The organism is Priestia sp. RMT2NF4 (assembly GCF_047872835.1).
GTDB classification, from domain to species: Bacteria; Bacillota; Bacilli; order Bacillales; family Bacillaceae_H; genus Priestia; species Priestia zanthoxyli.
Map to the genome: position 1 here is coordinate 19,885 of NZ_JBLQZO010000009.1, position 22,247 is coordinate 42,131.

The following is a 22,247-nucleotide window of genomic DNA, read 5'->3' on the forward strand; positions in this document are numbered from 1 at the left end:
ACTCCTGTCTTTATTAATCTAATATAGCTAATTTATAATAAAGTTTCTTTCTTCGAGAGCTTATGTAGCTGTTACTATACCACTAAATTTATAAATTTCTACTATTTTCATCTATTTTTAATGTAATTTTAAGATGAATTTTAGAGTGATTATCATGATTAGAAAAAGCATAAGGAGTTTCAATATCTAATTGATATGTGAAATTAACATAAAAGACGGTGATATAATTTATAAGAATTAGAAAAGAGAGAAAAATAAATGTAGAGTATGATAAAGGTCTTTTGAAAAATATAGAGGTAACCCATTTTCAGATGGCAGAGTCTAATCACATGTTTTATAAAAAGGGTTGATGGATTAATTCGTGTATAATGTCTGTGAGTGTAATTAAAAAGCAGATCTTATCCAAGGATAAAATCTGCTGAAAAATCAAAGAGAGGTAACGAAAACATAGTGATTTACTCAATGATTCATTAATTAAAGGAAGAATGTAATTCCCACTAGGTCTATTCCCCAGAACTTCTCTTTAATATTATTGTATCTTCTTCCTTATCTATTTTCTTATGAATACGTAAGTAATAGTAGGCATAGCACCCAATTGCAAATGGGATACCGCAATATAAAGCAGCCCTGAGGGAATCAACAAAAGCCATACTAACAATGACTACTAAACAGAGTACAAAGCAGGTAATTGGAACAATAGGATACAGAGGTGTACGAAAGTTTAATTGATTAATATCATTTCCTTCCGCAATATAAGCTTTACGGAAATTTAATTGAGATAAGGCAGTTAACATCCAAACAGTGATGCCAGCTAGGCCAGCAATCGATACTAAAATTAGAAAAACAGTATTTGCAGCAATGAAACTTGTTAAAAGGGATAGACAAGCTACTAAAAAAGTTACACTTAATGCACGTAATGGCACTCCCTTTTGGCTTAATTTTGAAAAAGATTTCCCAGCAAATCCTTCGCGGCTCATAGCCCATAGCATTCGTGTGGATGCATATAACCCTGAATTCGCAACCGATAAAACCGCAGTGAGAATAACAAAATTCATCACATCTGCTGCATACGGTATCCCAACATTGTCGAAAACATAGACAAATGGGCTATCCACTGATCCTGCTTTTTTCCAGGAGACTAAACTAACAAGGATAAGCATGGAAATTACATAAAAAAATACTGTTCGCCAAACTGTATTTTTAATAGCTCTAGGGATTTCCCTATGTGGATTTTCAGATTCTCCAGCTGCAATACCAATCAATTCGGTTCCCTGAAAAGAAAAAACAACTCCAATCATGGCAAAGAAAACACTACTAAATCCATTTGGAAAAAGTCCTCCATTATTCATTATGGTAGAAACACTTTGAACTGGATTTTTTGTCCCATGAGTATCAAGAAATCCAAAAATTATACCTGCCCCAATTATAATAAATAATAAAATGGTTACGATTTTAATACTTGAAAACCAAAATTCTGTTTCTGCAAAACTGCGAGTAGACAGAGAGTTAATGATAAACAAAGAAGTTCCAAAGATAGCACACCAAACCCAAACAGGAATATCAGGAAACCAGCGCTGCATTAATAATCCAGATGCTGTGAATTCAACACTTACCGTAACTGCCCAATTTAACCAGTACATCCACCCCACAGTAAAACCTGTTCCAGGTCCTATATATTTTGTTGCGTAGGCTTGAAATGACCCTGTCACCGGCATAGATACGGTCAATTCACCAAGACAAAGCATAACTAAGTACATTAAGAAACCCACAACGAGGTAAGCTAATATAGCCCCACCAGGACCAGCTTCATTGATAATATGACCCGAATTTAGAAAAAGGCCTGTTCCAATTACTCCACCGATTGAAATCATAAATAAATGTCTGCTTTTCATATTTCTTTGAAGCTCATTGGATACTTCTGTTTTTTTACTATGCATGTATAACCCTCTTCCTAATAGTATGATTTAATTATTTTTATGTTATAAGCAGGGTTCTCCTTTAAACTAAAAATTTAAATGAGCAGATCGGTCGGAGATAATTTAAAATATGTTTTGAATGAATATAGTTTTTTTATGATTTTTAAAATAGCTATTAAAATCTCAAAAAAATATAATCTAGCTTTCCTTTCCAAGTTACTATAAGTCTTTCCAATACAAAAAAACTTCGCAAAAATAATAATTTCCTTTTTGCCAAGTTCCATTCTATAAACTAATAACTAAATTGGAGTCTTGTCTTATTTACTTAACTACACCTAAATAAACTTATATAAGTAATACTTTTAAGTTTAATAGGTATCTGATCTACTCTCTTGGAGAAAACCCTATTCTAAAAAATAACATCATACCTGATTTTTATATTTCCATCTTTTTGTTAAGATCCTCCATTAACTAAAATTTAATTCATCCACTAAAGGCTATATTATCTAGAATTTTCAGAATTATATTCAGTATATCTACCGAATAAATAGTTGTCAACGCAGAAATGTATGCGCTACCAAAAGCTAGGTTGACACCTAATATACCCTTCAGTATATACTAATCTAGTAGTAAGGGAAGCACAAAGGGGGAACATCTTATGAGCAATCAGGTTAAACAAAAGAATAATTTTTCAATGGGTAAGTTAACTTCTTTATTGGTTCTCTTGCATAATACTGAACTGGTGAAAGAAGTTGAACAAGAGCTGGACTCAAGGGGTTATAACTATACAGTTGGAAAAGTTGGAGCTATGGAGCTATCAAAAGTAGTTGCTGCTGTTGAAACAAGTGCTAAAAATAACCATATTATAAATGCTAATTCGTATAGAGAAGTCCATGCTCTTTATCATGCCATATTGGAAGCAATTCAGGGAGTAAGTAGGGGGACTTTACAGTTAGGAGATATTTTACGTACAGTTGGTTTAACTTTTTCAATTGTCAGAGGAAATATTGACTCCTCTGGATATGGTGGAGAATGGATTAGTGTATGTGTCTATGGAACTATAGGCGCCCCAAAAAAAGGGTTTGAACATGATGCATTAGGTTTTGGGTTTAACCATATCTAAAAAAAATCTATTCAAAAGTAGTTTAAATAAATAATTTTAAATTTTTCAAAAAGTAATTGACAAAGTATTCAGATAAAGAGATACTAGTTTCAGATACATTAGTTGCTTTAAGCTTCAGACCTTAAAGTATAGATTCATTTAGCATTGTTAGTTATGTTTGTTTTAGATATTTAAAATTGTATTTAAAGCCCATAGTTTATTCAGTTTAGTTTATAGGGGGCTATATCAAAAAAGATTTATTTCTTTTTTGATATAGCCCCTTTTTATGTTCAAAAAACAATAAGACTTTTTAATTTAAAAAGGAGTGATTAGAATGTTTGTTCAAATAGACGGTAACTCATTAACGTATGAACAAATTCAGCAAGTTATTTATGAAGGTTATTCTGTTAAAATTAGTGACCACGCGCTAGAAAATATCAAAAGAAGTAGAGCTTTAGTGGAGGATAGCATTACCAATAACAAGGTAATTTACGGTGTGAACACAGGATTTGGGAAATTCAGTGACACAGTTATTTCAAAGGATGATTTAGCTGACTTACAAATCAATTTAATTCGAAGCCATGCTTGTGGGCTTGGGGAGCCATTTCCTATAGAAGTAAGCCAGGTTATGTTACTTCTAAGAGCTAATGCATTAGCGAAAGGCTATTCAGGAATTCGCCTAGAAACACTGCAGTTATTAATAGATTGTTTAAATCAAAATATCGTTCCAGTTATTCCTAGTCAAGGATCGCTAGGAGCAAGTGGTGACCTAGCTCCTCTATCGCACTTAGCCCTATTATTAGTTGGAGAAGGAGAAGCAGTCTTTAATGGTGAACAAATGTCAGGTGCAGAAGCATTGACATTAGCAGGCCTTCAACCAATCAAACTGCAAGCTAAGGAAGGGCTTGCTTTAATCAATGGAACCCAAGCTATGACTGCTGTAGGTGTGGTTGCTTATATGGAGGCTCAAAAGTTAGCTGACCTTTCAGATGGAATTGCTTCCCTAACATTAGAAGGTTTACAAGGGATTGTTGACGCTTTCACACCAGAATCTCATTCTGTAAGACCTTACCCTGAACAGAAACAAGTAGCTGAACGAATTCTTTCTTACCTTGACGGTAGTCAACTAACCACTACTCAAGGACAAATTCGAGTTCAAGATGCGTATTCATTACGATGCATCCCACAAGTACATGGTGCTATTCAACAAGTTTTAAATTATGTAAAAGAGAAACTATCGATTGAGATAAACTCAGCAACAGATAATCCACTAATCTTCTCGGACAGTGGAAATGTTATTTCCGGTGGAAACTTTCATGGACAACCTATCGCTTTTGCGATGGACTTTCTTGGAATTGCAATGTCTGAAGTAGGAAATATTTCTGAAAGACGTATCGAACGATTGGTGAATCCCCAACTAAGTGATTTACCGGCATTTTTAAGTCCGGACCCTGGTCTTCAATCAGGCTTAATGATTACTCAATATGCTGCTGCTTCATTAGTTTCGGAAAATAAGACATTAGCTCATCCTTCTAGTGTAGACTCTATTCCATCTTCTGCCAATCAAGAAGATCATGTGAGTATGGGAACAACTGCTGCTCGCCATGCTTATCAAATTATTCAAAATAGTAGAAGGGTTCTTGCCATCGAAGCTATCTGTGCTGCTCAGGCTGCTGATATTAGAGGTGTAAGTAAGTTAGCTCCAGAAACAACGAAACTTTATTCGAGAATTAGAAAATCTGTTCCAACAATTACAAAAGATCGAATCTTCTCACGTGATATTGAAAAATTGGCTGCTGATTTAAAAGGAGTTGTAAAAGAAGTTAATTACGAAATGGTACGTTAATGAACGTGTGAAGTTGTTTTGATTATAAAACTCTAGCATAAACTTATTAAAATATTAGGGTATCAATCTTTCTTTTTCTCAATTATAAAGATTTATGAGATTTCCTGCGTAAAGTAAACCAGTATGAAATATGGCCAGATTATAAGTAATTAGCTATAAGAACAAATTTTAAAAAACAGTTTAAAATCATTTAAATTTATTTACAGGGGGAAGAAATATGACTACTGAACAAAAAGTAATTAAGGCGCCTCATGGAAAAGAATTAAATACAAAAGGTTGGGTACAAGAGGCCGTTCTTCGTATGTTAATGAACAATTTAGATCCAGAAGTGGCAGAACATCCTGAGAAATTAGTTGTATACGGGGGAATAGGAAAGGCAGCTCGAAATTGGGATGCATTCGATCGTATCGTAGCCACTTTAAAAGATCTAGAAGAGGATGAAACACTATTAGTACAGTCTGGAAAACCAGTAGCTGTTTTTAAAACTCATAAAGACGCACCACGTGTACTCTTAGCTAACTCCAATATTGTTCCGGCCTTTGCAAATTGGGAAAAATTCCATGAACTCGATAAAAAAGGATTAATGATGTATGGGCAAATGACAGCCGGTAGCTGGATTTATATTGGGAGTCAAGGAATTGTACAAGGTACGTATGAAACATTTGCTGAATGTGCGAAACAACATTTTAATGGTAGTCTCGAAGGTACCATTACCGTAACAGCTGGATTAGGAGGCATGGGAGGGGCTCAGCCATTAGCCGTTACAATGGCAGGAGGCGTAGTCATTGGAATTGATGTTGACCGAACACGTATTGAAAAACGAATTGAAACACGCTATTGTGACGTTGTGTTAGAAAGCCTAGATGATGCCATTGCTTTAGCACAAGAAGCAAAAGACTCAGGAAAAGCGCTCTCAATTGGTTTGGTTGGAAACGCAGCTGAAGTGCTTCCTCAAATGATTAAACGTGGATTTATTCCAGATATTGTAACGGACCAGACATCCGCACATGATCCATTAAATGGATATCTTCCAGTAGGCTTTACCTTAGAGCAAGGGGAAGTATTACGTACTGAAAATCCTGAAGAATATGTAAGAAAATCTAAGGCAAGTATGGCTGTTCATGTTCAGGCTATGTTAGATATGCAGAAAGAAGGAGCCATTGCTTTCGACTACGGAAATAATATTCGTCAAGTAGCGTTAGATGAAGGCGTAAAAGACGCGTTCAACTTTCCAGGTTTTGTACCTGCTTATATCCGTCCTCAATTCTGTGAAGGAAAAGGACCTTTCCGTTGGGTAGCTTTATCAGGTGATCCAGAAGATATTTACAAAACAGACGAAGTTATTTTACGTGAATTCTCATATAATACCCATCTTTGTAACTGGATTAAAATGGCGAGAGAAAAAATTGAATTTCAAGGATTACCGGCACGTATCTGTTGGTTAGGATATGGAGAACGTGCACGATTTGGAAAAATTATTAATGAAATGGTTGCATCTGGAGAACTTTCAGCACCTATTGTTATTGGTAGAGATCATTTAGACGCGGGATCTGTTGCTTCACCAAACCGCGAAACAGAAGCGATGAGAGACGGCAGTGATGCTGTAGCAGATTGGCCTATTTTAAATGCACTAGTTAACACAGCAGCAGGGGCAAGTTGGGTATCTGTTCACCATGGTGGTGGCGTAGGCATGGGATATTCTCTTCACGCAGGTATGGTCGTAGTAGCAGACGGTACGAAAGATGCGGCTAAACGTCTTGAACGCGTATTAACAACAGATCCTGGTATGGGCGTAGTTCGTCATTTAGATGCAGGCTATGAATTAGCCATTCAAACTGCCAAAGAAAAGGGCATGAACATTCCAACATTAGACTAAAAGAAAGGGAGTGAGCATTATGTCATGTATTACGTATATTAAATGTGCCTCACAACTGATTACAGTTAGAGGCGGAACTAAAGAACCAAAACGCGCTCAAGATATGTCCGATATCGGTGTTATCGAACATGGCAGTGTTGTAGTAGAAAATGGGTTGATTACATTTGTTGGATCAGATGTTGAAGCAGAACGCTATGTTCATACTTTGAATGGACATATAAATACGATTGATGCTTCAGGAAAGATTGTTACTCCAGGTCTAATTGATGCTCATACTCACATTGTGTTTGGGGGAAGTCGTGAAAAGGAACTAGAGATGCGATTAAAAGGAGCTAAATACATTGATATCCTAAAAGCAGGCGGAGGAATTCTCCAAACAACAACAAGTACAAGAGAAGCTACAGAAGAACAACTGATCCAAGAAACCTCTAAACGCCTGAATCGTTTTCTACAATATGGAGTTACGACGGTTGAAGCGAAAAGTGGATATGGTTTGACACTGGAAGATGAATTGAAACAGCTACGAGCAGCAAAAAAGCTAAACGAAAAACACCCTGTTGATTTAGTTTCTACCTTCATGGGAGCGCATGCTGTTCCAGTTGAATATAAAGAAAACCCAGACGAATTTGTTCGTTTAGTAATAGAGGAAATGATTCCAAGAGTTGCAGAAGAAAATTTAGCTGAGTTTTGCGATGTTTTTTGTGAAGAAGGAGTCTTTACAGTTGAACAGTCGGAGCAAATTCTTGAGGCAGGAAAAGTCTATGGATTAAAGCCAAAAATACATGCAGATGAAATTGTTCAATTTGGCGGTGCAGAACTTGCAGCAAAAGTAGGGGCTGTTTCAGCCGACCATTTATTACAGGCATCCGATGAAGGTATTAAACAAATGGCTAAAAGTGGTGTTATTGCAGTCTTGTTGCCAGGTACAGCGTTCTTTTTAATGGAGAAGCCTGCGAATGCAAGAAAGATGATTGAAGCTGGAGTTCCGGTTGCCCTTTCAACTGATCGTAATCCAGGATCATCACCTACTGAATCATTACCTTTTATTATGAATCTAGCATGTCTTACGATGAAGATGACGCCGGCGGAAGTCCTAACAGCATGTACAATTAATGCAGCTCATGCCATTGGAAGAGCTGATGAAGTTGGGAGTATTGAAGTAGGAAAGAAAGGGGATCTTGTTTTATTTGATGCACCGAATTATCAAACGTTGCAATATAACTATGCAGTGAACCTTGTAGATACTGTGATTAAAAAAGGACAAGTGATTGTGGAAGGTGGGGTTTTACGTGACGTACCCGTACCCACAACTTAATCGTCCCTCTTTTCATTGGGAAAGACAGCGTTCAACTGAACCTAAGGTAAGTGATTGGATCGAGACTTTTGAAGTGCAAGATGAAATGGATTTTCAAGCTATAGATGTAACCGTCTTGGGAGTCCCTCTTTCGAGATCTTCTATTAGTGCCTCAGGGGCCAGTGAAACACCCCTTGCCATGAGGCAACTATGGAAATCGTTTAATCCGTATCACATTGAATATGATACGGATTTGACCTCCTTATCGGTTTTAGATTTAGGCGATGTCAAACAGCATGTAACAGATATTTCACTTTCTCATCAGTATATTAAAGAAGCGATGATTTCAATGCGGAAATATCACCCCCATACACTGCCTATCATGTTAGGGGGAGATCATTCGATTACGGCTATGTTAGTAAAAGGCTGGAAAGAGTCGCATCCAGAACAACGTATAGGGATTCTTCAATTCGATACACATTTCGATTTACGCAGTTTAGAAGATAACGGACCATCAAATGGAACACCCATTCGAAACCTAATTGAGAGTGGTACGGTTGAAGGCAAAAACGTTTGGAATATTGGTCTGCATGGATTTTATAACTCTAAATCTCTCAAAGAGTATGCAGATACCCACAAGGTTAATTACGTGACCTTACTTCAAGCTAGAAAAACAGGAATCTCTAATACAGTTGAAAAAGCCTTAGACGATTTAGCTAAGAAAGTGGATGCCATTTATCTTACAGTAGATATGGATGTTCTTGATATCGCTTATGCCCCTGGTGTACCAGCAGGAACTACAGGAGGAATGAGAACTGATGAATTGTTCGAAGCAATATATATTGCTGGTTCACACCTATTAGTCCAAGCGATGGATATTGTATGTTTAGATCCCTTACGTGATAAATCAGGAATTACTATTAAAGCAGGAGTTCATGTATTCTTAAACTTTTTAACAGGCTTTGCAAGTAGGAAATAAAATATTGACCTCCTTATTCTTTTGAAAGTGCCAAATTTCTAGACATTTATTATGAAACTTTCTATCTCAGTAAGAAGAGTGATCATATGAGAGAGGAGGGAAATAATTAATGAAAAATAATTATCGCTACTTTATTATTTTTATGATTGTTATTATAACCATCATAAATTACATAGATAGAGGAGCACTTTCATACGCTCAGGCTGAAATTATTCAAGAATTCAACTTAAATCCAGTAAGCTGGGGAGCGATTTTGGGTTATTTTGGCTATGGCTATATTTTCGGAGCACTATTTGGAGGAGCATTAGCAGATAAGAAAGGCCCTAAGTTTATGTGGATTCTTGCTGGAACTACATGGTCAATATTTGAAATTGGCACTATATTTGCTGGTCACATAGGTGCAGCGTTTTTTGGTGGTTCTGCATTAGCAGGTTTTGCGGTATTTCGTGTTTTATTTGGTCTGGCTGAAGGGCCTACTTTATCTACAATGAACCGAACAATGGCAAATTGGGTGTCTCCAAAAGAAAAAGGTTTTTCTGTAGCACTTGGCTTAGTTGGAACTCCAATTGGAGCATTGGTCACGGCACCTATCGTAGTGGGTCTTCTCACATTCACTAATTGGAAGGTAACATTTATTATTCTTGGCCTATTAGGTTTTATTTGGGTATTAATATGGAGAAAGATATTTACAAATTTACCTGAAGATCATCCGAGGGTTTCAAAAATTGAACTTCAAAAAATTCGAAGCACAGATAATTTAATAAGAGGTGAATTACAATTAGATAAAACAAATCCTCAAAATTTTCCTTGGTATTATTTTTTTAAAAACCCTACATTAGTAATGAACGCTATTGGGTACTTTGCATTTTTGTATGTCAATATCCTATTACTAACTTGGACTCCAAAATATCTGCAAGATGAATTTAATTATCCTTTAGTATCTCTTTCGTATATAGGTATGATTCCATGGGTAGGGGCTATTGTTACAGGATTAGTAGGAGGGAAAATTTCGGATAAATTACGTGAGAAAACTGGGAATTTGCGTATAGCTAGATCCTGGTTCACAGTAGTCTGCTTATTTTTTACAGCTATTTGTTTTATGCTAATCCCAACGGTTGGAAGCGCGGCCTCAGTGCTTTTATTAATGTGTATAGGTAATGCCTTTAATTACCTACCCAATTCGATTTATTGGACAGTTGTTCTTGATACAGAGCCCAATAAAGCAGGAACTTTTGGGGGAGTAACTCATTTTATTGCAAACCTGGCTACTATTATTGCGCCTACGCTAACAGGAAGTCTTGTTGCGACACATGGGTATAATGCTATGTTTACTGCTGCTGCCATTGCCGTAATAATTGGAATGGTATCTATGATATTTGTGAAACCAGGACAACGAAGTCATATATCGGATATGCATAATGAGGAAAACATTATATTGTAAGAACTATTATTCTTCTATAGGATAAAAAGCTTCTAAAGAAAAAAGATGGTTAATCTGAGAATTCAAAGATATAAAATTATGAAAATTTATAGTTGTTAACAGTTTATATGCTTTCTTAAAAAAGATATTTTGTTAAGTTACAAAATGATAAAAATAATTATGATCACGCTAAAGAGCACCCCTGTTATTAAAATACAGGGGTGCTCTTCTACAATGAAATTTGTATGACAACCTTTCAATTGATATGTTATAATTACTAGTAGACCTAACCTTTCTTATACTTTCGCAAAGTATAACTCAAAATCAAAAAAAGTCACCTCACTCTCCAATGCCAATAGAATGAGGTGCTTTTTATTTTATAGTGTCGTTTAATCTTCTTCCGGAATTTTAATTAAAATAGTGATGGCTACTGTTGTAAGGAATATAACCCCTAAAGTTATCAATAGATTTGTACTCATATCTCTCCCATCTACCCTAATCCCTATAATTTCATTGTAACAAAGAAAATAAGTGAATAGAACAAAAATGAAAGCGTTTTATTTATATTTTTATCATGTTAAAATACTTGAATTGTTTTAACCCAATTAACGTATGTAATTTTTTCTTGGATCGAGCAAGCTCCCTCTTTCTTCTTCGTTCTCATGTGAAAAATAATTTCAAATCTGTATAGCAGAAAGGAATTTATAGAAAAGCTGTTAGGATTTATTTCCTTTAAATATGATCTTTCTTTTCTCCTGTTTAATCCGTTTTAACCGTAATTCTATCTTTTTATCTAACGCTCTATACAGTATTTCGCTAGTTGCACATATTAAAAATAAGATTAGAGTAATAATTGCAGCCTTTGGTACATGAAAATAGAAACAAAGTACGACTACAAGTAGTGACATAGCGTAAACAGAGTTGGTTACCCATCTTCTACTTCTATGAGCTTCTAGGTTTCTCTCAAGTAATTCTTTTTGCCCTTCTTCTTTTTTTGTATCTTTTAAATGATGGTATGTAGAACTCATCGCTTTTTCTCCCCCATGAAAACTAATTGTAAATTATCTCTGTATTAAATACCCTATATGTTTCAATTAAGGAAAAAATATGAGGTTTTTCCTTTTTCATATTATATACGAACAAATGTTCTTTTTCAATAAAAACTCTAAAGTTTTCCCGAATATGGATATCGCCTCTACTTCATCTTTCTAAATTTTATAATTTAGGGGTCATTTACATAGTCATCCGTATCAAGTTTTAAATAGAAACCCACTGGGTACATGATATACACAATAAGGATGGAATTAAATGTGAAAAGAAGTTTTCGTTTAATTAAAATTTAAGGGGATGGGAAAATGGGAACGAAAAAACGAGTTGCAGGGATTTTTCATTCGGAGCAAGAAGCGATACATGCAATTAAGGGGTTAAAACATCAGGGGTATCGTGAAACAGACATATTAGTAGTAGCAAAGGATAGCACTAATACTTTACAGTTAGGGGCTGAAACGAATGTAATGATAGAAGCTGGAACACCAGCTGTAAGTTCGTTGGCAGGTGTGATGATGGACAGCTTTCTTACCATGATGACAGGTGGAATGATTTCTACTACCCAAGCTGGTGGCCTAACTTCAAAACTTGTTAGAATGGGGATTCAAAACTTTACTGCAAAACAGTGTGAAATGGATGTAAAGGAAGGGAAACTCCTTGTTCTAATTGATGTGGATGAAACTCAAACAATTCCTTCATATACTACTACGGTTAGGGAGTCGCCATACGAGACGGAGGAGCATAGGTCAGTGCAACTTCGTGAAGAGCAACTTAATGTAAGGAAAGAGCGAGTTCAGACTGGGGAAATACAGCTTCGTAAGGAAATTGTAGAAGAACTACGAACTATCCAGGTTCCAGTTATGCGTGAGGAAGTCTACGTAGAACGTCGCCCGGTCATAGACGGTCAGTATGATGGTAGCCCATTGACAGAGAACGAGATCATTCGTATTCCTCTTATGGAGGAGCGAGTTGAAATAACCAAGAGGCCTGTAGTTGTGGAAGAAGTCATCATTGGTAAGCGTAAAATTCAAGAGGTTAAAGAGATGAAGGATATTGTTCTAAAGGAAGAAGCAAAAATTGAACAGTCAGAACTTCCCGCGATTCCTGAACTTGCTGACTCTGAAATCTATCAAAACATGGATAATCACGTAGATCAAAGTTACCAAGAAGTTGCTGCCGCAATTGCCTCTGATGCTCCAAAAGAGGAAAAAGTTAAACTTTCACCCAACAAGAAACAAGAAGCTCAACTTAAAGGGACAACTTCTCCTGTTATTAAAGAGATTGAAGAGGTTACAACCTCAGTAAACAATCAGCAACCAGAAAGTCAAATTAAAGACACGGATATTACGACTTCTGAAAAAGGAAAAAACAATGAGAAATCAACAAACAACCAAAAGAAATAAGTATATTTCCTCTATAGTTTATAGTAGAGAGAATAATTAGGAATATTTAAGGAAGGGCTGCCTAACTGTATTGGCAGCTTTTTTTATTTCTCTTTAAATTAACATAAGTAATGTTTCTAAAATCAAAAAAGAATTAAAATAACTCATTAAAATGAGCATAAACAGGTAATAAAATAAAAGAAATGACTTTCATTACTGGGGGTCATTTCTTTTATTCCTAAAAGTCCTGGAGATTATATCAAATTCAAACAGGTATTCTCACTAAATTCTAGAAATATTACTTATCAAAAACTTAAAAATATTTCCAAATTTGATAAAAGAAGGTGATTGAATGGAACGAAAGAAATTTATTGAATACATTGATAAGTTACTAGAACAGTCTAATGCGTGGAGAAAGGATGCGGAGAAAAGAGAAGACTGGAACAGTGCGTGTTTTTACCAAGGTGAAGTCAAAGCTTATGAGAGAGTAAAGAGATTGGTTAATCAGCAGTTACATGTATAAATAAAAATTACAAACCTAACTCAGAAATGAGTAGGTTTTGCCTTATTTCTTTTTCTAGTTTACATAAGATACATTATAGGAACCAATCAATTTAAAAGAAGGTAAGATTATAACATGTTCAAGTACAATATATGTTTACTGTAAAATTAGGGAATTATGGTGTTCTCTAAAGGGGTTAAAAGTACCCTATTTTGTTTTCTTCTTTTCCATTTAATATTATACAGTTTAATCAATAAGATTTGAGGTAGAAAGTTGTATACGGGTATATTAAAGGATGTGAAAAGAGAAAAGTGAAGAAGCTTGCTCCTGGTACTAAAATTTCTGGAACTAATTATTCAGTTATAGACTTTTGGTCATGGGGATTCTCAGATTTACTCATGAACTCATTAAGAGGAATATTTGCTGAATTTCTCGTAGGAAGTGCTTTGGGTATTTTACAAAATCCAAGAATTGAATGGGATGCCTACGATCTAGTTTATAACAATAAAAAAATTGAGGTAAAATCAGCAGCCTATATACAGAGCTGGCACAAAGGAAAATACTCTACCATTAGCTTTGATATTGGAGCTAAAAAAACATATAGTTATGAAACTAATATGTATAGTGAAGATGCTGTGAGAAGTGCTGAAATTTATGTTTTTTGTCTTTTAAAAGAAAAAGATGAAAGTATAATTGATGTTTTAAACACTGAGCAGTGGAGTTTTTATATTGTACCAACTGAAATTTTAGATAACTTGTACTCTTGTCAAAAAAGAATCTCTTTAAAGTCTCTAGAGAAAATCAGCAAAGTAGTTTCCTACTCAAACTTAAAGAAAACTATAAATAAAATATGTTAAGTTTTCTTCTTGTATACGAAAGGCATCTAATATCAAAATTAGATGCCTTTTGTATATAATTTTTTGGAGATTTCTTGAATTTCCATAGCATATATCTCTTTGGTTTTTTGCCCATCTTCTCTACTAAACCTACTACTAAGGCGTTCCCCATGCAGAAATATCTGACCTTATTGGTTAATTGCTCGGTCCAATTTGGAGGGAAATCATTTAACAATTCACATTCTATTGGTGTTAATGCTCTCAAACGCTTAGTATCAGGATTTTCAACGACATGAGTACTGCGATCTTTTGTAGCTTTACTCGTAAGCATAGTTCGTCCAGGACTATCCAAATGTTCCACCTTCAGTATAAGTATAAACGGTAGTTAACGTGGGAGATTATCCATTGCAGAGGATTCAAAATAAAAAAGCCCGTGAACTCTGTGGTTCATGAGCTTTTTTATTTAAACAATACAAGTTTCGTTTTCTTAACTTAATCTTGAACAAACTTGGTTTAAAAATAGCACTCGAAAATGTAGTGCTGAATACGAGTATTTGAAACTAAATTCTAAATTATTGATAGGACGCTCTGAGATATTTAGTTAGAATCCAACAAGTCTTCTATCTGATTGTAAATATATACTTTGTTTAACCACCAGGCCTGTTTAGTCATGTAGTAGTCAGAGAACAAATCTATTTTATCATCTGGGCGATTAATCCATTTAATTTTAGCGAGTAATTTGTCAGCGTACGGACTGCCTTCATAATATGCGGTTTGGCTCGCTGATAGTTTACTGAACAACTTATGTTGCAACGAAGAATTGATAAAGTTTGTCGTTCTCTTGTTTGGGGTCCATTTAATCTCTACGCCTGTTTTAATCTTATGAATTGTATCTTCCCAAACTAATCGAGCTGAAGTTTCAATATCTTCCTCAGGCATTTCCCAAAATTTCGCACCTTTAAGAGTTAAATCGTCTCCATCTTTTTCAAAAACAACAATCAAAAATTTAGTATCTCGTAGAAACTCTCTTAATTCAGATTCTTTCCATGTTTCTTCGATAACTTCTTTAAATTTATATTCTAAAATTTTGAATTCTTCTTTAAGTTCCTTCTTTCCCTTATTTATAACTACGGTCTTAGGTTTAATATTAGCTTTCGTAATTTCTTGTCCAAAATCATCTTCTTTTATTCCTTTAATACCCAGCATATGCTTTAAAATCTCTGGGTTAGTTGATTTAGTATTATCTTTGACATTAAATTTACTTGCTAAATCAGTACGTTTACTACCTATAAAAGGTTTTATCTTATCAAGAATGATATCTAATAACGTTTTATTCTGCAAGACTAATGGATTAGTGATAATAGCTTGAGAAGGCTCTCCCCCCAATACATAAGTTCTGTATAAATAGGTCATATATCCAGCTTTTAAAGAATATGCTCTTTGTTTTGCAGGAAGAGGAGAAAAAGGTTGTTCTCGAAAAGAGTCCGCGGCAGTTTTTCCTTTTGTACACGGAGATAGATACGTAGTGAGACGCTCAGACAATTCATGTGCTCGTCCTTGCTTAATATAATTGTTGATGATATGCCAATCTTGTTTAATGATGGCGAAATCAACAGGATTTTTCATCATTTCATACATAGCTACATTTGTAATAACGAAGTCATCCTTTTTTGTTCCAGGTTCCCATCTATAAAAAGCAAGTTCAATAGTGTTGTTTTTGCGTAAGAAGTGACTTGTTTCGAATGGTTCTTTTACCACTTCCATGTAGTTTATAATATTTAAAACTAATCGCTCTTTTGCACTTAACGTACCATTCTTATTTTCTTTGACTGGTGTGGCTTTTAATTCAACACCAGCAGTACGCATATCTGGTTCTCTATTACTATCTTTTTCTTTACCAAACCAAGTTTCCCAAGCATCACCGGCACCGGATTTATGCGCCCCAGTAAGAGATTGATTATTATTAATCTCTCTTAGGCTCTTTCCGATAGCTTTTAGCCCATGATTGTGGACTTCAGCTTTAGTTTTATATAGTTCATCTGTCATTTTTTCATCCCCTGATTTAAAAGTTAACATAACTCTTCATAAAAACCTCTCTTTTTTTATTTTTAGTAAGATCTTCCTAGTTATAAATATATATTACTATAAAATTTTTAAGCTTGCTTACTAAATTTAACTAAAAAAGTTCAGCACTCAAGATTTTTTTCTTTATTGAACTTCATCGTATCTGACTTAATATACAACATGTCAGCAGAAGAAATGAAATTCAAAAGAAAAGCAGCTAATATTAATTAGCTGCTTTGTTTGTAAATATTCACCTTGAAATCTCCTGAGTTTCCATAGCATATATCTCGTTGATTTTTTTGCCCATTTTCTCTACTAAACCTACTACTAGGGCGTTCCCCATACAGAAATATCTGACTCTATCCGTTAATTGCTCGGTCCAATTCGGAGGAAAATCATTTAGCAATTCACATTCTACTGGAGTTAATACTCGCAAACGCTTAGTATCAAGATCTTCAACCACATGAGTACTGCGATTTTTTGTAGCTTCACTTGTAAGTATAGTTCTTCCAGGGCTATCTAAATCATCAGGGAATTTCATTCCACCTTCAGCATAAATATAAACATGACCTGTACTTGAAGTTCGCTCAATACGTTTTGGTCCTTTAAGATAAGTAAAGTGTTCTAAAGTTGTTTTGCCATTCTTACCTACTGTATAGCTATCAACGTAATATTTTTCATCAATTACTTGATAATCTTTAGCTTTAATTAATATGTCCCTTAATGTAATGGATGGAATTGTGTGAGGAATAACTTCCTCCGTGTAAAATTCTCCATTTCTCATTATACCTGCATTTCTAAAAGTTGCTGTGAAAGTGTCTGATACTTCCACAATATCTTCAGGTAACACATCGTTTAATACAGAATGTTTTAAAGAAGTTTCAGCTATTGGAAACTCACTAGCAAAAAAGCCATTTTTGTGTATACTCTCTTGTAGGGAGTAATCTAACTGTTTTTTAGCATAATTAGTATTATTTTTGGATGCAAAAATAAAAATTCTTCGTCTTCTTTGGGCAAATCCGTAATCAGCAGCGTTAATAACTCTCCATTCTACAGAATATCCTGCATCACTAAAGCTTGCCAGCATAACAGCGAAATCTCTTCCACGTAACTTAGAAGGTGATTTTAATAATCGATCAACGTTTTCTAGCAATACAAATTTAGGTTTATGATGATTTACTATGCGCATGATTTCCCAGAATAGTACACCTTTTTTCCCTTGTATGCCAGATTCTCCACTTAATGAACGTGCGACAGAGTAATCTTGACAAGGAAAGCCCCCTACCAGTAAATCATGTTTAGGTATATCTTTTGTCTCATCTACTTTAGAGATGTCTTCATTACTATGGATTCCCTTACCTTCGAATTTTTTACTATAAACATCAAAAGCATGCTGTACTTTTTTTGAAGGTTCCCACTGATTACCCCAAACTATATTAAAATCGCCTTGGCGTTCTAAACCGACTCTAAATCCGCCAACTCCAGCGAATAATTCTACTACATCTATCATAAATCCGAACATCCTTTCCTATTGACACGTGTTTTCATTATAAATGACTTTCAATGAATAATGAACAAAGAAGTATCTTCCAAAATTATCAGCAATTATCAGCTACATGTCACTAAAAAAGAAATCACTACAAAAAACACAGCTTGTTTAAGTTGTAATCTTTATTCTTTTTAACAATGTACTAAAAGGTATTAAAAATGCTCTTGCTACTCTCTCAGGTGGAAATGGAGATTTTTAGATATGTACATATTCTTCAGAAGAAGGTACTGTACATACAATCCAAGGCCCTTTCAGACAAGAAATGGTAATCTTAAGTGATGTCGACCTTCCGGATTTTGATTTTCTTCCACCGGGATATACTATACTTATAAAAGTGACTGTACCCAAATCATTTATTCAAATTTTGCCAGGTAGGGTTGCACGTGCTACAGATTTAAATACATTGAGATTATGGTTAAATGAGTATTATTGGTCGAGCAATATGGCTCTACTTTAGAATAAATGCGCAACTTAATGATGGAGCATCTTACTCCTCCTTCAATATTAAATAAGAATAAACCGAGTGATCCATACAATTTTAAAACAGAAAAAAATGTTGATAAAAAATTAAGGCAGGTCAACCGGATCCATGGTCCTCGTGTTTAAATTTCATACAATTCATTTAGCAATGAAATAATATGTGTAATTCATTTTCAATTAAGTAAATATAATAAATAAAAGGAAAAAATTCAGAAATTTGCTATGCAAAAAAAACTCTTAAGATTATATCTTTAGAGTTTTTTTTGTTTACATCATATATTTCTTTCCTACTACATACTAATTGCACGTGAAAAATTTGAATTTACTGGATACCAAACCTTTGAATATTCTATTTAAATGATTCTCCTTTCAGTTCTTTTGCTATACTAGAATAGAAAAAAATGTTATTATTGTAATTATATTTATTTATAATTAAGTTATTATAAATAATTACATAATAAAGGAATGAAAAATGTGGAACTTAGTTTAAATAAAGAAGATATAAGAGACTCAGTGATATCAGCATATATTTCTAAAATATATGAGTTGAAATCAAATATGGATGAAACAGGAATATTAGTTTATAGAGGAGAAGCTCAGAACTTTAAAAATTCTGCTTGTCAGCCAAATATATTTAGGAAGTTTAACCTAGATGTAGAAAAAAATGTTGAAATCAACATTTTAAATACAATGTTATCTAACAAATATGCAATAGATTCTTCTTATTTTGAAACAGCTATAGAGGCCCAGCACGGGGGATTTCCTAGTAGATTACTAGATGTGACTTACAATGCATTGATAGCATTGTTTTTTGCTGCGACACCTCATTATACAGAAAAAGAAGATTCTTATGATGAGGAGTCAAGTGTTGTATACCTGTTTGATATCCCTAAAATGTATTCTCCGGCATCATCGGACGTCCGTAGTTTGTATGATAATTTATTAAAGGATGATTCGCCACTGAGAACTGAAAACCTATTTTCAAATACATATAAATTGTTAGACCACTCTTCTCAAAATGATAGAATTATTGCTCAGCAAGGAGCACTTATTCTTTTTTATGGAAATAAACCTTTTTCCTTACCTAAACGCATTCAATCTAAACTTACAATTTGTGCAACTTTAAAAAAGCAAATAAGAGAAGAACTTTCAAGCTTATTCAATATAAATATGGGGACTATGTACCCAGAAATGACCAATAATGTAACTAACATTTTAAGCAAAATAAAAAATATAAATGCTATGCCATTTTCATACATAAACGAGATAAAGCTATTAATTATTGAGTTAAAGATTGAGTGTGAACATCGAAAAGAGGTGTTCAAAAATTATCAGGCTTCTAGCAGCATAGAGAAAGTCAAAATTTTTGATGGAATTTTTGATCCTATAAACATATTCAAAAACGCTTTAATATTAGCACTAAAAAATCCAAAATTTAAAATTGAACGTAAAGAGCTAAATTCTCTTCTTAAGGACTATAATCTCTATGTTAGTAATCTACATACCTATCTAGACAATCGCTTTGAAATTCAAGCTCCTTCAATTCATAACCTTTTAATTGATATAGAAAAACATGCGGAGGCTACAGAAAATGACTGAATACACAAACTCTATTGAAGAATATATTAATCTCTACCTAGATGCTAAAGAATATCAAAGTGTAGAATACAATGAAAAGAAAAATTTTTATTATGAGAGAGATTCTAAAAACCTTTTTATCTACGATGTTTTTGAAGCTGAAAATATTGAGGGATTTGGGAGTTTTATAGAACATCAGAGTTTAACCGAATTAAATGGAATTGAATTTGATTCCATTGAATTTTTAATTCTAGTAAAAAGTGTGAAGGAAAAGTATTCAATTCGGGATAACCCAATGTTTAAGAAGAAATTGTCTTTTATAAAAAGCACAATTGCTAGATATTTGGTTAATAAAACAGCACGTAACATTGAAGTCAACTACGAATTTATAGAAGACTCATCACATAGAGTTAATTCAAATGAAATTAGAATTAAAGAACGTTATCGAGCGACAGAAGCAAACCCATTATCCAATCCAGAAACAAACGGAATAGCATTTACAGCTAATTTATTCGATATTGTAAACTTATATAATAAAATAGGCCATTCTCTATTTAGTGAAAATTTACGAATAGGATTAGGAAAAAAAGATGACTTATTAGATGTAACTTCAGAAATATTAGAAACCCTTAATAAAAATCCAGAAGAATTCTGGTTTTTAAACAATGGAATTACAATAATTGCTGAAGAAAATACATTAAATTTGAATTCCAACAATGTTTTACAATTTCAAAATCTATATAGCGATATAGATAAAAAATGGAACATTTCGGTAATTAATGGAGCTCAAACTATCAGTGCAGCAAGTAAATTTTTCTTCGAAAATTATGAAGAAAAGGATAAAAAAATATTAGACGACCTATTAAAGACTCCTGATAAATTAACTAAATTCGTAAAAGATTTTGTTGATGAATACCCAACACAATTAGAGGGTATTAGTGAAGATTTAAGGCGCACTTTAACATCAGCTTTAAAATCAAACAAGAAAAATAGTATTGAAAATCTCACTGCAGATTTTAAAGTATGTCTTAACAACCATTTGGAAACTACTCTTGAAAAAGATGATATGGAATTAATCGCAAAAAGGTTTTCAGAGAAAATACTTCCAAATCAGATGCGTGTCCAAAAAGCAGAGGACAAAGCAGACGTATTATTACGTATCATATATTATAAATCAACCAGCAAAAGTCAGGTTTCTGAAATTACTAGTAAAATCACTGTGGCATTAAATCGTCAAAAACCAATGAGAGTGGAGGACATTGCACTAGCGTCGCAGTTTGTACAGAATATAAATGACTACTATGCATTAGAAATGAAAGATCGATTCTTAATTATTAGACGTGGAGAAATTGAATCAATAGATTTTAAACGTTATTCTTTAGAGAGTGTAATGAGAATGTTAATTATTATTTCTAACAAAAACCCTGGGAAATTGGGTAATACTTCACTTTCTAATTTATTAAAGGAAACTGCAAAGGAAGATTCCTTGATTGTCTTTAAAGACACTAAATTATTTAAAGATGTTTTTAATAATAAGACGATTCTAAACAAAGATATTGATACAGAAAGCGATGATAACCCAATTTATTGTCCTCAAAAAGTTGAGAAGTGCTTTAATGAAAACTACTCTTTCATAAACAGTGCAATCAAAATGAACTATATCATCAATAGCCATCTGAAAATTATAAAAAAACAAGCGTTAAATACTGCTGTAATAACTCAATTTATAAACTATCACAATTCACTAGGTAATAACTTTTGCGTAGACGATGAGCTTGATAAAATTGACTTGAAATCTTTAAAAGCAATAGTTACTTATGGTAGTGATTACATATTAGCATGCTGGTTCTATCAATGTTGGAAATATACACTAAGCGATGAACAAGACATTACTAATTTTGCTAATTCTATTATCAAGAGTGACATTAATTTCAGCGAAATTGATTACTCAAATTCTATATTTAAAGGTGAGTTTATGGTACATGAAAACGAAAGTACCGAAGAGAAAGAGGCAAACTACAAACAGTTATTTTGTAAATTTTTGATTAGACTCTCTAATAGATGGGGTAAAAGTTTAAAGATAGAAAAATCAAAAGATAAATACAGTAAAAATGGCTTTAAGGATGGTAACTCAGATCAATTTATAAACGAGTTTTTAGAAAATGATTTACTAATTAACCCCACAATCTCACATTTGCTAAACGAATCGACGAAACCAAAAGAACTTGTAGGTGTTTCTGGAGGATCTAGCGAGTCTTTCAATGGTTCTTTTGATAAACTACTATTTCCATCGTAAAAAATACTTATTAATAATAACATGAAAAGCATCTCCATTATTAGTAAAGACCAATAATGGAGATGCTTTTTTGTTTTTAA

Annotated in this window: 15 protein-coding genes and 1 pseudogene; 11 read left to right on the top strand and 5 right to left on the bottom strand. The window is 33.8% G+C overall.

Going from position 1 to position 22,247, the window contains the following annotated elements; all coding sequences use genetic code 11:
• Positions 1-503: 503 nt before the first annotated feature.
• Complete coding sequence (locus tag ACMX9J_RS24315; RefSeq protein WP_071277287.1) at positions 504-1,937, bottom strand: amino acid permease; 1,434 nt, start codon at positions 1,935-1,937, stop codon at positions 504-506.
• A gap of 637 nt (positions 1,938-2,574) precedes the next feature.
• On the opposite strand from ACMX9J_RS24315, the gene hutP reads away from it, so the two are divergent.
• From hutP to ACMX9J_RS24345, 6 genes are all read left to right on the top strand, one after another.
• A complete protein-coding gene (gene hutP / locus ACMX9J_RS24320) occupies positions 2,575-3,039 on the top strand; it encodes a hut operon transcriptional regulator HutP (protein WP_028408945.1) in 465 nt (154 codons plus the stop codon).
• A gap of 313 nt (positions 3,040-3,352) precedes the next feature.
• Positions 3,353-4,864 carry a histidine ammonia-lyase gene (gene hutH, locus ACMX9J_RS24325; RefSeq protein ID WP_416226292.1) on the top strand — a complete coding sequence of 504 codons (1,512 nt, stop codon included), beginning with the start codon at positions 3,353-3,355 and terminating at the stop codon, positions 4,862-4,864.
• A gap of 217 nt (positions 4,865-5,081) precedes the next feature.
• Entirely contained in the window at positions 5,082-6,740 is a 1,659-nt protein-coding gene (gene hutU, locus ACMX9J_RS24330) for a urocanate hydratase (protein WP_071277285.1), read from the top strand.
• Between the two features lie 19 nt (positions 6,741-6,759).
• Positions 6,760-8,055 (top strand): imidazolonepropionase, encoded by a 1,296-nt coding sequence (gene hutI, locus ACMX9J_RS24335; protein ID WP_269872006.1) that lies wholly within the window; start codon positions 6,760-6,762, stop codon positions 8,053-8,055.
• Positions 8,030-9,013: an agmatinase family protein gene (locus ACMX9J_RS24340; RefSeq protein ID WP_416226293.1), complete on the top strand. Its 984-nt coding sequence runs from the start codon at positions 8,030-8,032 to the stop codon at positions 9,011-9,013. Before hutI ends, ACMX9J_RS24340 begins: the two co-directional genes overlap by 26 nt.
• A 109-nt stretch (positions 9,014-9,122) precedes the next feature.
• On the top strand, positions 9,123-10,454 hold the full coding sequence (locus tag ACMX9J_RS24345; protein WP_416226294.1) for an MFS transporter: 1,332 nt from the start codon (positions 9,123-9,125) through the stop codon (positions 10,452-10,454).
• Between the two features lie 695 nt (positions 10,455-11,149).
• Here ACMX9J_RS24345 and ACMX9J_RS24350 read toward each other — a convergent pair.
• The gene (locus ACMX9J_RS24350; RefSeq protein WP_099331450.1) at positions 11,150-11,461 is read right to left on the bottom strand and encodes a hypothetical protein; all 312 of its coding nucleotides are present in this window, start codon (positions 11,459-11,461) and stop codon (positions 11,150-11,152) included.
• A 327-nt stretch (positions 11,462-11,788) separates the two neighbouring features.
• On the opposite strand from ACMX9J_RS24350, the gene ACMX9J_RS24355 reads away from it, so the two are divergent.
• From ACMX9J_RS24355 to ACMX9J_RS24365, 3 genes are all read left to right on the top strand, one after another.
• Positions 11,789-12,883 carry a YsnF/AvaK domain-containing protein gene (locus ACMX9J_RS24355; RefSeq protein ID WP_416226295.1) on the top strand — a complete coding sequence of 365 codons (1,095 nt, stop codon included), beginning with the start codon at positions 11,789-11,791 and terminating at the stop codon, positions 12,881-12,883.
• A gap of 331 nt (positions 12,884-13,214) precedes the next feature.
• A complete protein-coding gene (locus ACMX9J_RS24360; protein WP_167387340.1) occupies positions 13,215-13,385 on the top strand; it encodes a hypothetical protein in 171 nt (56 codons plus the stop codon).
• Positions 13,386-13,675: 290 nt separating this feature from the next.
• Positions 13,676-14,221, top strand: a complete 546-nt coding sequence (locus ACMX9J_RS24365) for a hypothetical protein (RefSeq protein WP_416226296.1) — start codon at positions 13,676-13,678, stop codon at positions 14,219-14,221.
• Here the strand turns inward: ACMX9J_RS24365 and ACMX9J_RS24370 are convergent.
• The 3 genes and pseudogenes from ACMX9J_RS24370 to dcm all read right to left on the bottom strand — a co-directional run.
• Positions 14,202-14,558, bottom strand: a pseudogene (locus ACMX9J_RS24370) (DNA cytosine methyltransferase); the annotation flags it as partial. The gene ACMX9J_RS24365 and the pseudogene ACMX9J_RS24370 overlap by 20 nt on opposite strands.
• A gap of 239 nt (positions 14,559-14,797) precedes the next feature.
• Complete coding sequence (locus ACMX9J_RS24375) at positions 14,798-16,246, bottom strand: Sau3AI family type II restriction endonuclease (RefSeq protein ID WP_416226297.1); 1,449 nt, start codon at positions 16,244-16,246, stop codon at positions 14,798-14,800.
• A gap of 268 nt (positions 16,247-16,514) precedes the next feature.
• Complete coding sequence (dcm, locus tag ACMX9J_RS24380) at positions 16,515-17,774, bottom strand: DNA (cytosine-5-)-methyltransferase (protein WP_416226298.1); 1,260 nt, start codon at positions 17,772-17,774, stop codon at positions 16,515-16,517.
• Between the two features lie 993 nt (positions 17,775-18,767).
• On the opposite strand from dcm, the gene ACMX9J_RS24385 reads away from it, so the two are divergent.
• Both ACMX9J_RS24385 and ACMX9J_RS24390 read left to right on the top strand, forming a co-directional pair.
• A complete protein-coding gene (locus ACMX9J_RS24385) occupies positions 18,768-19,892 on the top strand; it encodes an FRG domain-containing protein (protein ID WP_416226299.1) in 1,125 nt (374 codons plus the stop codon).
• Positions 19,885-22,167, top strand: coding sequence for an AIPR family protein (locus ACMX9J_RS24390; RefSeq protein ID WP_416226300.1), 2,283 nt, complete (start codon positions 19,885-19,887; stop codon positions 22,165-22,167). The genes ACMX9J_RS24385 and ACMX9J_RS24390 overlap by 8 nt, the downstream gene beginning before the upstream one ends.
• Positions 22,168-22,247: the final 80 nt, after the last annotated feature.

What these genes read in the sequence shown, in the direction of transcription:
- ACMX9J_RS24375 (WP_416226297.1), bottom strand. Translation starts at nt 16,246, where the DNA reads ATGACAGATGAACTATATAAAACTAAAGCTGAAGTCCACAATCATGGG.
- ACMX9J_RS24315 (WP_071277287.1), bottom strand. Translation starts at nt 1,937, where the DNA reads ATGCATAGTAAAAAAACAGAAGTATCCAATGAGCTTCAAAGAAATATG.
- ACMX9J_RS24355 (WP_416226295.1), top strand. Translation starts at nt 11,789, where the DNA reads ATGGGAACGAAAAAACGAGTTGCAGGGATTTTTCATTCGGAGCAAGAA.
- ACMX9J_RS24345 (WP_416226294.1), top strand. Translation starts at nt 9,123, where the DNA reads ATGAAAAATAATTATCGCTACTTTATTATTTTTATGATTGTTATTATA.
- ACMX9J_RS24360 (WP_167387340.1), top strand. Translation starts at nt 13,215, where the DNA reads ATGGAACGAAAGAAATTTATTGAATACATTGATAAGTTACTAGAACAG.
- hutU (WP_071277285.1), top strand. Translation starts at nt 5,082, where the DNA reads ATGACTACTGAACAAAAAGTAATTAAGGCGCCTCATGGAAAAGAATTA.
- hutP (WP_028408945.1), top strand. Translation starts at nt 2,575, where the DNA reads ATGAGCAATCAGGTTAAACAAAAGAATAATTTTTCAATGGGTAAGTTA.
- dcm (WP_416226298.1), bottom strand. Translation starts at nt 17,774, where the DNA reads ATGATAGATGTAGTAGAATTATTCGCTGGAGTTGGCGGATTTAGAGTC.
- hutI (WP_269872006.1), top strand. Translation starts at nt 6,760, where the DNA reads ATGTCATGTATTACGTATATTAAATGTGCCTCACAACTGATTACAGTT.
- hutH (WP_416226292.1), top strand. Translation starts at nt 3,353, where the DNA reads ATGTTTGTTCAAATAGACGGTAACTCATTAACGTATGAACAAATTCAG.
- ACMX9J_RS24390 (WP_416226300.1), top strand. Translation starts at nt 19,885, where the DNA reads ATGACTGAATACACAAACTCTATTGAAGAATATATTAATCTCTACCTA.
- ACMX9J_RS24350 (WP_099331450.1), bottom strand. Translation starts at nt 11,461, where the DNA reads ATGAGTTCTACATACCATCATTTAAAAGATACAAAAAAAGAAGAAGGG.